Source organism: Pseudomonas sp. TE6288, assembly GCF_054062095.1.
This window is the reverse complement of the sequence record NZ_JBSSEW010000001.1, coordinates 50,376-64,694: the sequence shown is the minus strand read 5'-3', so window position 1 is coordinate 64,694 and position 14,319 is coordinate 50,376. Positions and strand designations below refer to the sequence as shown.

The 14,319-nt window shown below is 61.2% G+C and carries 15 protein-coding genes and 1 pseudogene; 4 read left to right on the top strand and 12 right to left on the bottom strand.

The window, feature by feature from the left end; translation table 11 throughout:
* The first annotated feature begins 45 nt into the window (after positions 1–45).
* Positions 46–867 carry an MrpH family fimbial adhesin gene (locus ACVWY1_RS00340; protein WP_457377602.1) on the top strand — a complete coding sequence of 274 codons (822 nt, stop codon included), beginning with the start codon at positions 46–48 and terminating at the stop codon, positions 865–867.
* A 13-nt stretch (positions 868–880) separates the two neighbouring features.
* Here ACVWY1_RS00340 and ACVWY1_RS00335 read toward each other — a convergent pair whose 3' ends face one another.
* Positions 881–1,606, bottom strand: a complete 726-nt coding sequence (locus ACVWY1_RS00335) for a methyl-accepting chemotaxis protein (protein ID WP_457377709.1) — start codon at positions 1,604–1,606, stop codon at positions 881–883.
* A 135-nt stretch (positions 1,607–1,741) separates the two neighbouring features.
* Positions 1,742–1,921 (bottom strand): annotated as a pseudogene (locus ACVWY1_RS00330) (HAMP domain-containing protein); the annotation flags it as partial.
* Between the two features lie 856 nt (positions 1,922–2,777).
* Here ACVWY1_RS00330 and ACVWY1_RS00325 point away from each other — a divergent pair.
* Positions 2,778–3,515, top strand: a complete 738-nt coding sequence (locus ACVWY1_RS00325) for a PA3715 family protein (protein ID WP_457377601.1) — start codon at positions 2,778–2,780, stop codon at positions 3,513–3,515.
* A 157-nt stretch (positions 3,516–3,672) separates the two neighbouring features.
* Here ACVWY1_RS00325 and ACVWY1_RS00320 read toward each other — a convergent pair whose 3' ends face one another.
* From ACVWY1_RS00320 to ACVWY1_RS00295, 6 genes are all read right to left on the bottom strand, one after another.
* The gene (locus tag ACVWY1_RS00320; protein WP_277504128.1) at positions 3,673–4,056 is read right to left on the bottom strand and encodes a hypothetical protein; all 384 of its coding nucleotides are present in this window, start codon (positions 4,054–4,056) and stop codon (positions 3,673–3,675) included.
* Positions 4,057–4,080: 24 nt separating this feature from the next.
* Positions 4,081–4,644: a hypothetical protein gene (locus ACVWY1_RS00315; protein ID WP_277504127.1), complete on the bottom strand. Its 564-nt coding sequence runs from the start codon at positions 4,642–4,644 to the stop codon at positions 4,081–4,083.
* A gap of 243 nt (positions 4,645–4,887) precedes the next feature.
* A complete protein-coding gene (locus ACVWY1_RS00310; protein WP_457377600.1) occupies positions 4,888–5,691 on the bottom strand; it encodes a glycine betaine ABC transporter substrate-binding protein in 804 nt (267 codons plus the stop codon).
* A 113-nt stretch (positions 5,692–5,804) separates the two neighbouring features.
* Positions 5,805–6,131, bottom strand: a complete 327-nt coding sequence (locus tag ACVWY1_RS00305) for a putative quinol monooxygenase (protein WP_457377599.1) — start codon at positions 6,129–6,131, stop codon at positions 5,805–5,807.
* A gap of 209 nt (positions 6,132–6,340) precedes the next feature.
* Complete coding sequence (locus ACVWY1_RS00300) at positions 6,341–7,513, bottom strand: L-dopachrome tautomerase-related protein (protein WP_457377598.1); 1,173 nt, start codon at positions 7,511–7,513, stop codon at positions 6,341–6,343.
* A gap of 54 nt (positions 7,514–7,567) precedes the next feature.
* Complete coding sequence (locus tag ACVWY1_RS00295) at positions 7,568–8,575, bottom strand: zinc-binding alcohol dehydrogenase family protein (RefSeq protein WP_258601038.1); 1,008 nt, start codon at positions 8,573–8,575, stop codon at positions 7,568–7,570.
* A 106-nt stretch (positions 8,576–8,681) separates the two neighbouring features.
* On the opposite strand from ACVWY1_RS00295, the gene ACVWY1_RS00290 reads away from it, so the two are divergent.
* A complete protein-coding gene (locus ACVWY1_RS00290; RefSeq protein WP_110703451.1) occupies positions 8,682–9,572 on the top strand; it encodes a LysR family transcriptional regulator in 891 nt (296 codons plus the stop codon).
* Between the two features lie 64 nt (positions 9,573–9,636).
* Here ACVWY1_RS00290 and ACVWY1_RS00285 read toward each other — a convergent pair whose 3' ends face one another.
* Together ACVWY1_RS00285 and ACVWY1_RS00280 are read right to left on the bottom strand one after the other, a co-directional pair.
* Positions 9,637–10,113 carry an Atu1372/SO_1960 family protein gene (locus ACVWY1_RS00285; RefSeq protein ID WP_214501678.1) on the bottom strand — a complete coding sequence of 159 codons (477 nt, stop codon included), beginning with the start codon at positions 10,111–10,113 and terminating at the stop codon, positions 9,637–9,639.
* Positions 10,114–10,231: 118 nt separating this feature from the next.
* Positions 10,232–10,708 carry a VOC family protein gene (locus tag ACVWY1_RS00280; protein WP_214501679.1) on the bottom strand — a complete coding sequence of 159 codons (477 nt, stop codon included), beginning with the start codon at positions 10,706–10,708 and terminating at the stop codon, positions 10,232–10,234.
* Between the two features lie 383 nt (positions 10,709–11,091).
* On the opposite strand from ACVWY1_RS00280, the gene ACVWY1_RS00275 reads away from it, so the two are divergent.
* Positions 11,092–12,012: a LysR family transcriptional regulator gene (locus tag ACVWY1_RS00275; RefSeq protein ID WP_457377597.1), complete on the top strand. Its 921-nt coding sequence runs from the start codon at positions 11,092–11,094 to the stop codon at positions 12,010–12,012.
* Positions 12,013–12,493: 481 nt separating this feature from the next.
* Here the strand turns inward: ACVWY1_RS00275 and ACVWY1_RS00270 are convergent, their stop codons facing one another.
* Both ACVWY1_RS00270 and ACVWY1_RS00265 read right to left on the bottom strand, forming a co-directional pair.
* The gene (locus ACVWY1_RS00270; protein WP_277504118.1) at positions 12,494–13,045 is read right to left on the bottom strand and encodes a YdeI/OmpD-associated family protein; all 552 of its coding nucleotides are present in this window, start codon (positions 13,043–13,045) and stop codon (positions 12,494–12,496) included.
* Positions 13,046–13,067: 22 nt separating this feature from the next.
* Entirely contained in the window at positions 13,068–14,201 is a 1,134-nt protein-coding gene (locus tag ACVWY1_RS00265) for an alanine--glyoxylate aminotransferase family protein (protein ID WP_457377596.1), read from the bottom strand.
* Positions 14,202–14,319 lie beyond the last annotated feature (118 nt).

The window sequence follows — 14,319 nt, the reverse complement described above, 5'->3', positions numbered from 1 at the left end:
TTGCCTACGTACTCTGTACGTCCAATGTGCCAGGCAAAGATTGTGATGAGCAAGTCGACAAGGTACTCCCGCTTCGCCCTGGCCATCATCGTCGCGACGGTGATCGGCAGGGCGCAGGCGGTCACCATCGTTTCGGATGAAAGCCGCATCGAACCGGGGGGAACCCGTTACTATTTCACGGTCACCGACTGGAACAGCGGGGGCGGAGCGTACTGTACCGATCTCAGGGCGGTCAGTTGTAACCTGAGCATCCATGGTGTTCACGGAGCAGGCAACTACATGAGGATGATCTCCAGTGGAAACTACTGGAGGTTGACGCCCTCGACCTCGATGAGCAGCATCTACAGCCAGTTGAGCACGCAGGGCTTCAGGATCCCTTTCCATGGATCGGTACTCGTCCCCAAGACCACGACCATCGATGACCGGTTCTGCATCTCGTTCACCGAAGGTTATTCGTACGAAGGCTCTGGTGGCTTCGTGGTTCCTGTAGGCCCCTGTACCAAAGTCAAGAAACCTGTGGTGCATTGCCAAATCAATGGTTCTCCGCTCATTGATCACGGCACTGTGAAAGACACAGAGGTCAATGGCCACGAAGCGGCGACACAACTGCAACTGGCTTGTACCAATGTATCCAGCGTCACTGTCACGTTGAGCAGGGATGGCTCGAAGGGTGTGCGCCTGAGGTCCGACAACAGCCTGTACTCGCAGCTCACCATGAATGGCTTGGACGCCTCGGCAGGCCTGCCTGTCGCGGTGGAAGAGGGCAGTCCTGCGCGGCTCCTGATGAAGTCAATACTGGTTGGCAGCGGCTTGGTCACTCCGGGAGAGTTTTCCGGCTCCGCGGTAATGACCGTTTCCATGCCCTGAACCACGGTACCCTTCACACCCGAAAGCGCGACACACTGGCCTGCATGCCCTGGGCAATCTCGCCCAGCCGCTGCGCCGCCGAGGCCAACTGCCGCGTGGTGTCGGTGCTGTCCCGCGACATGCGGGCGATCAGCTCGACCTGCTGGGCGACATCCTGACTGGCCCGGGTCTGCTCGCCGATGGTCTGCGAGATTTCTTCGACCACCGACGCGGCGCGGCGGGCGCCTTCACGAATCTGCTGGATCGAGTCGCCAGCCTGGGTGGCCAGCTCCACGCCGGCGCGGACCCGGGTGACACCGGTCTGCATGCTGTCGACGGCGTTGCCCGTGCTTTGCCGGATACGTTCGATCATGCCGGTGATCTCCCGGGTCGACTGCGCCGTGCGCCCGGCCAGGCCCCGCACTTCGTCGGCGACCACGGCAAACCCGCGCCCGGCCTCGCCGGCACGGGCGGCTTCGATGGCCGCGTTCAAGGCCAGCAGGTTGGTCTGCTCGGCGATGGTGTTGATCACCTGGATGATCGAATGGATTTCTTCTGAGCTTTGCCCCAGCACAGTGATGGTTTCAGAGGACCGGTTGACCGCTTCGTCGATCCCCTGCATGCCGCCAACCACGTTGAGGATGACCTCGCCGCCGTCGCTGGCCAGGCGCTCGGACTGCCCGGAGATGGCCTGCGCATCGCGGGCGTGGTCGGCGATCCGCGCCAGGCTGGCGATCATCTGCTCGGTGGCCGAGGCCATGCTCACGGCGCTGTCGGACTGCTGGCTGGTACGCTGCACCAGGCTACTGGAGGCCTGGCCCAGTTCATCGGCCACTTCGCGCAGCAGCAGGTTCTCTTCATGGATGGCCTTGATCATGTTGCCCAGGCTGTCACGCATGTCCGCCAGCGAACGCAACAGATGCCCGGTTTCGTCACGGTCGTGGACCTCGATCGCGGTGGTGAGGTCGCCCTGGGCGATACGCTCGGCAACCGCCATGGTCTGGCTCAATGGCCGCAGGATCGAGCGCAGCAGCAGGAAGGTGCACAGCACCAACGCCAGGGTCGCCAGGATCATCCCGGCCACCAGCACGCTGATGCCCTGATGCAGGGTGGCGGTGCTCTGCTCGCGGCTCTGCTCGGCATTGCCGGCGATCAGGTCGCTGAGGGTGCTGTTGCGCTGCTCCAGCTCCTTGAAGGCGGCGACGAAGGCCGGCAGCTGCGCCTGGGCCTGTTCAGGCGACTGCAATGCCAACTGAATGATCGAGGTGGCGCTGGCGATGTAGTGGTCGAGGAGGGGGCCCAGGTCGTTGATGGCCTGGTGCAGGTCAGTGTCCAGAGGCAGTTCCAGGTTGCTTTGCACGACGCTGCGGAACCACTTGGCGTGCTCGTCGAGGTCGGCCAGCACCTGGTTGGCGGTGTCGGTATCGCCCGGCTTGACCAGCAGGGCGGCCAGCACATCGGCGCGCAGCGCATCGTGCATCATGTCGCCTTCCATATGATTGCGCAGGGCCGCCATGCTGGCCTCGCTACGTTGCAACGCCTGGTTCTGGTCATGCTCGGCGAGCAGGCCGCTACCGCCGAGCAACAGGGCGGCGAGGATGCTGACCAGACCGAACCCGATGGTTTTCTGGCGAATGTCCATTTTCGAACAGGCTCCGTGGGGTGGGTCTGGTGAGCATAGATGGTTGGAGGTATTTCGCTGGCCGGAACAGGTCTGTGGAGGAGGGTAGGCAGTAGGCTCATGCCACGGCTTCAGAATTTCCTGGCTTATGTATATAACTCAACTAAATGTTTATTTAGTTGAGTTATACTTTCTGATTATTAAAAGCTGAGCAGGGCGCAGGGACGTGTTGCAGGAATCTATCAAGCGTGTGAAGTTTTCGCCCAACTCGCTTACCTTGGCAAAAACATCAAAGGAATGAGACACCTTCATGCGTCGATTCGCCGTGTTACCGCTGTTGCTTGCCCCCATGATCGCCTGGGGCGATTGCACGCAGCACCTGCAAACCTGGGCCCAGGACCTGCATCCAACCTTGGAGCTCGCCACCGAGTTTGTGGTCTGCAAGGTCAATCCCGCAGACGCCAGTCAGGTGCTGGCAGTCTTGCCTTTGATGGTGAACGTCGATGAATACGGGCAAGGCGATTACGGCCTGGATGTGCTGGTGGCCGATGCCGCCAGCGGCAAGGTCATAGCCCACAGTTACCAGGAGGCTGCGATCGCTTCCGACGCGGTGCGGTTTTCAGGCCTGACGCTGGACACCGCACGTTACCAGGTCGCGCCCGGACTGCGGGCATTTGGCGTGCGCATCAGTCACACAGGCTCGTCACGGGTCAATCCGTTCGGCAGCGAAACCCTGAATCTCTACGTAACCGACGGTTCGCAGTTGCGGCAGATCATGGGGCAGTTGGTGGTAAGCGAGAGCAATGGCGAATGGGACGGTGTCTGCGCCGGTGAATTCGGCGAGACGAAGCGGACCCTGGCGATTGGCAAACCTGGCAAGGATGGATTCAGCCGATTGCGGGTTACCGAGGTTTCGACTGGCAGGCAGGCCATTCTCAAGGGCGAGGATGACTGTGAAGAAATGGAGGTCAAGTCGAGGACGAAGACGTTCAGCCTGGATTATGACGGCGGTCGGTATGGAGTACCGAAAGAATTGACGTACCAGTGAGCTGGACTGGCAATGGGGCTTTGATGGAGGCTGAAATCTGGCCTCCCTCTGGGCATGGTGTTCAATACGAACTTACGCATAATGTATATTATGTTAAATAACGTATTATGGGAGGTGACCTCTTGAGTCGATCACCCCATGGTTTGTATCTGCCGGATTACGCTCGAGCCGCCGGCGCCATCTCGATAACTGCGCAGCGCCCCTTCGTCCGCACCTTCTGCACCAGTCGCGCTCTGTTGACGAACACATCGATCTGACAGCTGCCTGAGTGCTGCACGTCTTCCCAGTATTCCGTGTGCACAAGCTGTCCGTTCTGCGGCCCCGTGTAAGTACCCGCGGCTTCACGTGTGACATAGCTGCTGTCGCGCACATACCTGAGCACGACCAGATCCTCTTCCGGCACCACCATGACCTGCCGTGGCACGCCGAAGAAATCGATCAGCTCGCCCACCGGGCGATCTTTCCAGGCACTGCTGGCTTCCAGCGATGCGCAGCCGCTGAGCAATGTGGCCAACAGGCCCAATGCGAACAATCGGTTCATAAGGTCTTCTCCCTGGAGGCCGCTTTACTTGGCAGACATCTGTGCGAACCCTTCGTCGATCTTCTGCATGATGGCTGCCTTGGCAGCCTCGCGGTTCAATATCTGGAACAGCTGTGGCCCTGCCTTGGCTATTTGCGATGCCGGCATCACACCCAGGCGCTCCATTTTCCGGGCCTGGCGGTCAGCCGGTTTGCACAGGAAGTCGCGGCTTTGCGCCAACCAGGTGTCAGGTTTGCTCTGCCATTGACTGGAATACTTGGCGTTGTGCAATTCATTGAAAACACTGCGAAAATCCTGCGCACCCATAATGCGTACACGGTTCTTTGCACAGTCGATTTCGACATCGTACGCCGTAAAGTTGGGTTTGCCGGGCTCTTCGTAAAGCTGATAAACGCCCAATGATTTCGCGCCACCTGGGCGATTGAAGATGTTATTGGGGTCGCCGTCTGCGACGAACACCTGGTTCTTGCCCAAGCCACCTTGGTAGTGGACTACCCAAAAGTCGCCCATCAGTACATCGCTCGCCTGGGCAGCGAGGACATTGCATACAAAGGCGACAGGCAGGAGCTGCTTCTTGAACACGATCATGGGGGGCAGTCCTTTGCCTATTCTTCGAGGCGATAGTTTCTCGCCTGAACATAAGGCAAAGGGCTATCTAGTACATCCGCCCTATGCACCGCTGATAGCGCAGCGGCCACCCCATTCGGGTCTTGAGCGCCCTCCTCTGCAGCCTCGCCGAAAGTCCCGACGCCAGTTGCGCATGATCCGTGTATCAGGGGACGATCTGTCAAAACCGTGTCGTCGATTAGGAGCCGTGCAACGCCCCTGGATTCAGGACACTGGCCGTAACCACGAAGCCAGCACCTGCGGGTGCTTCTCGAACCAGGCGTGCGCCGCTTCGTCAGGGCTCGCGCCGCAGCGGTTGATGGCGTGGTCGAGCTCGGCCACGATGGTGTTGTCCAGGCGGATGTTGTCGAGCACCTGCAGCTGTGCGGCACTGAAACCCGATAGCCGGTCGTCCCGTGCAAGCAATACGGCCCGGTCAACACTGCCCAGCAAACCCTTGGGGTCCTTGAGCTCGCGGATCCGATAGCTGTGATGCAGGAACTGCGGGTGCCAGAGCGGCACTATTCCCCACTTGCCCTCACGCACCAGTTGCTCATAGGCGGCGACGCATTGCTCCTGGGTCCCGGTACGGAAACTGTACCCGGCACTCACCAGGTCATAGTCGACCATCATTTTCAGGGAGAAGCGGGTAATGCCGGCGCCCGCCCCTATACCTTGAATCTGTTTGTGCATGCGTGCGCTGACGCTGGGGTCAAGCAGGTCCTCCACCGACGCGACCATCGACTCCGGTACATAATCGGGAACCCCCCATAATGCATAGGGCGTGTAATGCAGCCCCAGCTCACGGGTTGCTACCTGTTCCTCCACCTGTGCCTTGTAAAGTCCGTGGCTTGAAGGTATCCACGCCGACGCGAGCATGTCGATCGCGCCCTCGCGCAGCCGCTCGAAGTTGCGCTCGTGCGGCGCGCTGGAACGCTCCACCACGAAGCCCATGCGTTGCAACACCAGGGCCACGACCGCTGCTGTGGCATGGTGAAAAGACAAGTCGGTGACGCCGAGCCTGACCATGTTTGCCCCTCTCTCTTGCATGTGCCCACGCGCCAATGCCGCTGGCAGCAAAGCCACAGTGGCCAGGGCCTGGATGAATTGTCTGCGCTTGACCGGTCGCATTGCCCGCACCCTCAGGGATGGGGCGCAACGGCAGATGAAACCGGGTCAAGGAAAATCAGTTGCAAGGGCTCCGCCAACAGCTGGTCGGCCTGCTCGGCAAAACGCTGGAAGTGTGCGGTGGCCAGGTGCGTGTCCAGGGCCTGCTGGTGGTCGAACGCCTCGCGCATGTAGAACGTCCCGGGCTTGTCGCTGCGTTCGAACAGCATGTAGTCGCGGTTGCCGGGCTCCGCTCGGGTGGGCTCGATCAAGGCCAGCAAGGCCGCTTTCAGTGCCGGTGCCTGGCCCTGCCTGGCCTTGAGGATGGCAAGGGAAACAAGGGGGTGCTTCTGTCGGTTCATATCGTGCTCCTGGTCGGTTGTCCAAGGCAGGCGCGGTAAGGCCTGCCTCGAGGTGTGTGTCAGTGTCTGCGGGCAGCTCGCCCGGAGTAACCTGGACTGCGCGTCAACACTTTCACGGCTGCAGTGAAAATACCGATCACATCTGTGTCGCCCGTGGCTTGCTGGTATAGCGGTAGAGCAAGTTGGGTTCGCTGACGACCAACAAGTGCTCAATGGGTCGGTGCCGGCGCCGCATCGATCTTCAGGCGCATCAAGGCATAGGGTTTCTGCCGCAGGTCCCGCCCGCCTTGGAACAACGCCTGGCGGTGCAGTTGGTTGGCGATGAAGTACAGGTAGCCATCCGGCCCGATCGACAGGGTATCGGGCCAAAGCAGTCGCGGATCATGCACCAGCGTCTGCCAGCGCCCGTCCGGCCAGCGCTTGCGGATGGCGTTATGCTCGTAATCGCCGGCATAGACAGCGCCCTCGGCGTCGGCCTCCATCCCATCGGAGGCGCCCTTTTCACCGAGGTCCTCCACGGCTGCGGCAAGCCGTTGCTCGCTGATGGCAGGGTCGCGCAACAAGGCGGTGGACACGGCATACAAGTGTCGGCTCGACAGCGGCGTGAAGTAGAGCGTCTGACCATCGGCTGACAAGGCGATACCATCGGACGCCACCGACAATGGTTTCGATGTGCCGTCCGGCTGGCTCGCCATCAGCGGTGTCCCCTCGACTACCGGAACAAAGCCTGGTGCCACGGAGGTCGAGAGGGCATCACTGAGACGGCGCTCGGCACGCCCGCTGGCGATGTCCATCACGATGATCGCCCCTGGACCGCGCAGCGAGGAGTCGGTCACATAGACCGTGCCTTCGGCGCCATGGCGAAAATCAAAGCGCATGTCATTGACGTAGGTGCTGGGCAACATCACGTTTTCCGGGAACATCAGCCGCTTGACGATTCGATTGCTCGCCAGGTCGACCGCGATCAGCTTCGCGCCACCAGGGCGCGGCGTCTGAAACCCCGGTGCCGCAGTGTCCAGCAGCCAGACGCGGCCCCGGCCATCGGCCACCACGCTCTGCACGCTTATCAATCCCTTTGCGGGGTCCTTCGGGTCCTCCTGATTCAACGACAGGTCCGGAAAAGGCCGGACCTCGCCGTCACGAAGCTCGCCAACGGTGAAAGGGACCTTGTCGCCCCAGCGCGGATAGTTGACGAAGATGCGCCCGGTTTCGGTGACGGTGACGCCTGTCGGCATGGCGTCATGGAATGCATGGACCTGCTCGAGCTTGCCGAATGCCCGCTCTGCGGGCGCATGCGCAGAAAGCGCATTGGCATCGATAACCTGCGCAGAGGACATACCTGCCGTCAGTGCGGCGCAGAGAAACACGGTTTGTTTAAGCATGCTTGCTCCTGGCGGACCGGATCGGCCGGTCCGCCGTTGTCTGTCAAATAGGTTTCAGAAGCCTTCCAGAACGATCTTGCCGCGCGCCTTGCCACTCTCGACCAACGCATGGGCACGGCGCATGTTGGCGGCATTGATGGCTCCGAAATGCTCGCCCAGAGTGGTGCGCAGGGTGCCCTGGTCGATCAGCCCGGCCACGCGCTCAAGCAGCGCGTGCTGGCACACCATGTCGTCGGTCTCGTACAGCGAGCGGGTGAACATCAACTCCCAGTGCAATGACAGCGACTTGCGCTTGAGCGGCATGACATCGAGGGTCTGCGGGTCGTCGATCACACCCAGGCGGCCTTGCGGCCGCAGCACTTCAACCAGTTGCGCGAAGTGCTGATCGGTATGGGTGAGGCTGGCGACATGGCTGACCGACTCGATCCCCAGGGCACGCAGTTGCCCTTGCAGCGGCGCACTGTGGTCGATGACGTGATGGGCGCCCAGTTCGCGCACCCAGTCTGCGGTCTCGGCACGGGAGGCCGTGCCGATAACCGTCAGGCGGGTCAGTTGCCGGGCCAACTGCACCAGCATCGAACCGACGCCGCCGGCGGCGCCGACGATCAGCAGGGCATCGCCCTCTCCGCCGCCCTCCACGATACCCAGGCGATCGAACAACAATTCCCAGGCGGTGATGGCTGTCAGCGGCAGCGCGGCTGCCTGCGCTGCACCCAGACTGCGTGGTTGATGCCCAACGATACGTTCGTCGACCAGGTGATATTCGCTGTAGCTGCCGGGCCTGGCGATGGAACCTGCGTAGTACACCTGGTCACCTGGCTTGAACAGGGTCACCTGCGGCCCGACTTCACGGACGATCCCGGCCGCGTCCCAGCCAAGTATTTTCGGCTCACGGGTGAAAGTGCCAGCGCGCACCTTGGTGTCGACGGGGTTGACCGACACGGCCTTGACCTCGACCAGAAGGTCCCTTGGCCCAGGGTTCGGCCTGGGCATAAAGATGTCTTGAAGAGACGCTGGGTCTTCAATAGGCAAGCCGTTGTGGATGAAACTGATCGCTTTCATAGGCACTCGCTACTGGATATGGTTTGATTCGTGAATCCAGTCTGGCGTGTCCGGTCCTTGGGAAAAACGGGCCCTGCCCGTGAACACTTTCATTGCAGGAGTGATAATGATCCGTCTCGACGACCTGGGCATCTTCGTTCGCAGCGCCGCGCTGGGCAGTTTTACCGCGGCGGCTCACGAGGCCGATTTGTTGCCCGGCCAGGCGGCCGAGGCGGTCAAGCGCCTGGAGCGTGAGCTGGATGTGCGGCTGTTCGCCCGAACTACGCGCAGCCTGCGCCTGACGGCCGAGGGCGAGCAGTACCTGCCTTCTGCCCTGGCTGCCCTGGAAGCCCTCCGACACGGGCGGGACAACCTGAATCGGGAAAGCGCCCAGTTGAGCGGAACATTGCAGGTGGCCGCGCCCTCCGATCTGGGGCGTAACGTGCTGCTGCCCTGGCTCACGGCGTTTCGTCGCGAACACCCGCAGCTGAACCTGCGCTTCTTTCTCTCCGACCAGATCGCCGATCTGTTCCGTGACCCGGTGGATATCGCCATCCGCTACGGCCTTAACGCCGACGCCAACTATATCGCCCTGCCACTGGCGCCTTGGAACCGCAAGGTGCTAGTGGCCTCGCCCGAGTACCTGGCGCGGCAAGGTGCGGTGCAGGCCCCCGAAGACCTGCGCGAACACCAGTGCCTGCTGTACATGCAGCAAGGCCGGATCTACGACAAGTGGCAACTGGGGGCGCAGACCGTCCAGGTGCGTGGCGCCCTGCTCTGCGACGATGCCGATATCGCCCGGCGCTGGGCCGTGGCCGGCGAAGGGATCACCTACAAATCCTGGCTGGATGTGAGCGACGACGTGCTGGCCGGACGACTCGTCGTACTGTTGCAGGATCACCCCGGGCCGATCATGCCGCTGAGCCTGGTGTGCCCGCACCGCAAGCAGTTGTCGCCTGCGGTGAGGCAGTTGCACGCCTGGTTGTCGTGCCGCTTCGCCGGGCTCGAGCGCGACTGAGCAACGGGAACAGGCAACTGGCGAAGAACAGTTTGTTGGCCTGGATCATGATCAGGGCTCCCGTTCACTGGGCATCGATTTCAGCGAACAGGTACACCAGGCAGAAGCCGTCCATGGGCATCACGGGGTTGGACCAGATCATGCGTGTGTGGCGGGCTCGCTCGTTGAAGACCTCCACCAACAGGTCCGAAGCCCCATCCAGCGCCTTGGGATGATCGTAGAAGTCCTCGGCCACATTGAGCACGCCTTCGAGCCTGTAAATCTGACGGATCCGGCTCAATTCACCCACCGCATCCTTGAGCTGTGCGATCGCGTTCAACGCCGCCAAGCGGCAGGCCGCATAGCCTTGGCCGAGGTCGAGATCGCGCCCCAGGCGGCCTCGGTACTGCAATTGCCCATCGACCCAGGGAAACTGCCCAGACGTCATCAGCGTATTGCCGACGATGCTCCAGGGTACATAGTTGCCCAGTGCCGGTGCCGGGCTGGGCAAAGTCAGACCGGCAGCTTGCAGGCGTGATTCGGGCGTGTCGAGCATGTTCATGGTGAGGTCCTTGTGCTGTTGTTATTGTCAAGCACGCGCAAGGCGCGCCTGGACGCCATGCCGAGGAAAACTCAAGCAGGAGGCAGGTCGCCGCAGATCCTTGTCGAACCAACGGCGGTCAATCTGGGCTGACGGTGTGAGGCGCTTCAATCTCAAGGTGCGGCATGCTCTGGCCAACAATTCGGCTACCCGGTACGTAGTCGAAGATCATCTCGATGGTTATGCCGTTAGGGTCCTCGAGAAACAGTTGGTGTTCGCCGATTTGTGGTATGACGCGTTCACGAAACGCAATACCCAGGGATTGCAATCGTGCCTGGACTTGCACCAGTCCCTCGCAACGCAGCGACACATGATCGAGCGAACCCGATCCATACCCGCCTGGCTTGTCGCCCAGGTACATCTGAAGTTCCTTTGGGTCGCCCTGGACACTGGCGATGTGCAACAGCGGCTGGTCACCGGCATACATCCAGTAACCCGGGAAAAGAAACCCCGGCCGGGGCCCTGGCACCAGGCCGATCACGTGCTCGAAGAACGCTGCGGTTTCTACCCAGAGCGGGGTGCGGATGGTGAAATGGTCGAGTTTAAGGATGCCCATGAAATCCTCCGGATTGGGGGTAATGCCAATAAGCGAGCCGTTGGAACACGCGGCTCATCGCACCGGTACATCGTGTTGGAGACCGGCATTGCGCGTGTCGAGTCTGGCGTGCTCAGTGCCCGGGATTAATCAGCCCTGCCCATGAACACTTTCATTGCACAAGTGACAATCATCCGGCTCGAAGCACCGGTTATCTTCGTTCGCCACGTCACTGATAGGCGGGATAGTCGCTGTAACCCACTTCGTCACCGCCGAACAGGCGGCTGCCCTCGAACTCGGCCAGCGGCCAGTCATGCTGCAGCCGCGTGGGTCTGTATGATCATTTATTGGAGATGTGCGATAAATATGGCTTTTGGCACATAACTTTTAAGGAATGCTTACAAGTGCAAGGGCTGGCTGAGTTGAAAGTGCTGGTCAGAACCGCCGAAGCCGGTAGCCTCTCGGCCGCGGCGCGTGAGCTGGACATCAGCCCTGCGGCAGCCAGCCTCACGCTCAAGCGCCTGGAGTCGCGCCTGGGGGTTCGCCTGTTCGCCCGCTCGACGCGCCAGCAGCGCCTGACTGTGGAGGGTGAGCGCTATCTGGAGGCTGCGCGGCTTGCCCTGGCAGCATTGGACGAAGGAGAACGGGCGATTCGCGGGGGGCAGCAGGGTCTGGCCGGAGTATTGCAACTGGCGGCACCTTCAGACTTCGGCCGCAGTGTACTGCTGGGTTGGTTGGATGAGTTGCGCGTCTCGCACCCACACCTGCAGATGCATCTGTTGCTCAATGACCGCCCCAACAACCTGTTCGGCGAACCGGTGGATGTCGCCCTGCGGTTCGGCGTCCCGGTCGATTCAAGCCTGGTGGCCTTGCCGGTGCTGGAGGCGCATCATCGGGTCGCCTGCGCCAGCCCCGCCCACCTTGCCCGTCAGGGGGAGCCTGCATCACCTCAGACGCTGGCCGCCCACTCGGCGATCATCTACCAGCGTCATGGGCGTCCCTACGATGTCTGGCATTTCAGCCGTGGTGACGAGGTCTGCGAGGTCAAGGTCCGAGGCGACTATCGCAGCGATGATGGCGAAGTTGCCAGGCGCTGGGCGCTTGCCGGGCACGGGATCGTGTACAAGGCATGGCTCGATGTCGTCACGGATGTGCGTGCCGGGAGGTTGCGCGTCTTGTTCGCCGACTGGCAGGGAGAGCCTGCGCCGGTCTACCTGATGTGCCCGCACAGGGCTCAGGTCAGTGAACGGGTCAGGGTCCTTCAGGCCTTTCTACGCGAACGCTGCACGTCGTTGGCCGGGACGCAGGACATCCGCGCCATATGAATGGTAGGCTGCCTGTCGCTCAAGTCCGAACATTCGAGTAAATACTGCGTTACGCCTACACCAACAAAAACGCGACCTTTCGGTCGCGGTTTTCTGTGCTTTTGCCTTAAATGGAAGGCCAGCGAGGGACTGCCTGCTCTTCACCCAGATGTCCGGTTGGTGCGGGGGAATGGACGGTTGCGACGATGGATGAAGGGCTACGCATGTAGGCGGCCTTTGTCCCCAAGAACTCGAATGCATGGCTGGCAACGAACAGGACTTCGTCCACCTCCCCCGGTGTCAGGATAGTTGTCGTGACCCAGGACGTGGTGTAACTGAACAAGCCGAAAGCCCCTTGCGGACGAAAGAGGATGCTTGGTGCTGGCGGAGCTGGCTGACAACACCAGCGCCGGTGTTAAGGCGTTCTCGCAGCAGGCACCGCAGCCAATACAGTGCGCAGCGACTGTCAGCGCTGTGTGCCCTGCGCATTGACAGCCCAAGGTCAATTTTCTCCCTCGGGCGCCCGAAATGCTTTGCTGTAGTAGCCGGACGAGTCGAAACAGCAAACCGCCTTCTTACCGGTCGCAAGCATCTCGCAAGCATCCCCAATGCGCTTTTCACGTGTCTTGAGTTGCTTCGCTGAAGTAATCCAGTGGATCCAGTCCACCCGCGCGAGGGTCGTCGTAGAGTTCCAAACCTTTTGAGCCTCAGGTGTGGCTGCCAGGGCTTTCTCGAAATCCGCTGGGATATCGGGTTCGGGCTCCTTCTTCACAGGGGCTAGTTCGAGGGTGACGATATCTCCAACAGCCACACCCGCCGCATCGAGTAACTCGCTACTGACCTTCAACCAATGGCTCAACTGCCCATCGGGTTCAAGGGTTGCCCGGAAAGGATGCCCATTGATCGTGCCGTCAACGGACGTCCTTCCCCGCCTCGGAAGCCGTTCACTCGCGTCCCTTGGAAGCACTACGAACGCCCACGAGCTGTCATCACCGGGCTTTGCCGGACGAAGAAGCTTGGCTTCGAATCGCGACCTCGCACCCTTTGCTGTCATGGCAGGTTCTCCAACCGTGCGCTCAGTTAACCATCACCTCGTCCAGCGCCTGCTCAAGGGTGCTGACCGTGCGCTCGAGATTGTGCAGCTTTTCGAGCCCGAACAGGCCGATGCGGAAGGTCTGGAAGTCGGCCGGCTCGTCGCATTGCAACGGCACGCCGGCGGCTATCTGCAGGCCGTGGCTGGCAAACTTCTTGCCGCTCTTGATATCGGCATCATCGGTATAGCTCACCACCACGCCAGGGGCCTGAAAGCCTGCTGCGGCCACGCTCTTGATGCCTTTGCGGGTCATCATTGCGCGCACCCGATCACCCAGGGCCTGTTGTTCGTCGCAGACCTTGTCGAAACCGTAGGCCTGTGTCTCTTTCATCACTTCGTTGAATCGCGCCAGGGCGTCGCTGGGCATGGTCGCATGGTAGGCGTGGCCGCCCTGCTCATAGGCCTGCATGATCTGCAGCCACTTCTTCAAGTCGCAGGCGAAGCTGGTGCTTTGCGTCGATTCGATGCGCTCGAGGGCCAACGCGCTGAGCATCACCAGGGCGCAGCAAGGTGAGGCGCTCCAGCCTTTCTGCGGTGCGCTGATCAGCAGGTCGACTGCGCATTTGTCCATATCAACCCAAATCGCGCCTGAGGCGATGCAGTCCAGCACGAACAGGCCACCCACCGCATGCACGGCGTCGCCCACGGCCCGCAGGTACTCATCGGGCAGGATGATCCCTGATGAGGTTTCAACGTGGGGGGCGAAGACAATCTGCGGTTTCTGCGACTCAATGGCCGCCAACACTTCTTCCAGCGGGGCCGGGGCGTAGGCCGCCTGGCGCCCCGTTTCAACCGGCCGGGCTTTGAGCACCGTTGTGGCCGCCGGGATATTGCCCATCTCAAGGATCTGACTCCAGCGATAGCTGAACCAGCCGTTGCGTAGCACCAGGCATTGCTGGCCGGTGGCAAACTGCCGGGCTACCGCTTCCATGCCGAACGTGCCACTGCCCGGGACCACCGCAACCGCCTGGGCGTTGTAGACCTGCTTCAGGGTAGTTGAAATGTTCTTCATCACACCTTGAAACGACTGGGACATGTGGTTGAGCGAGCGGTCCGTGTAGACCACCGAATACTCGACCAGCCCCTCGGGATCGATACCGGGATAAATCTTCGACATGGTGTGGCTCCTTTGGCAGAGATGTCCTTGGCATCGACCCTGCCCTAAGCCATTGCAAATGACAAGATGCATTGAGAGCCCGGCGATAAGACCCTCAATTACACACCAGCCTTATGAC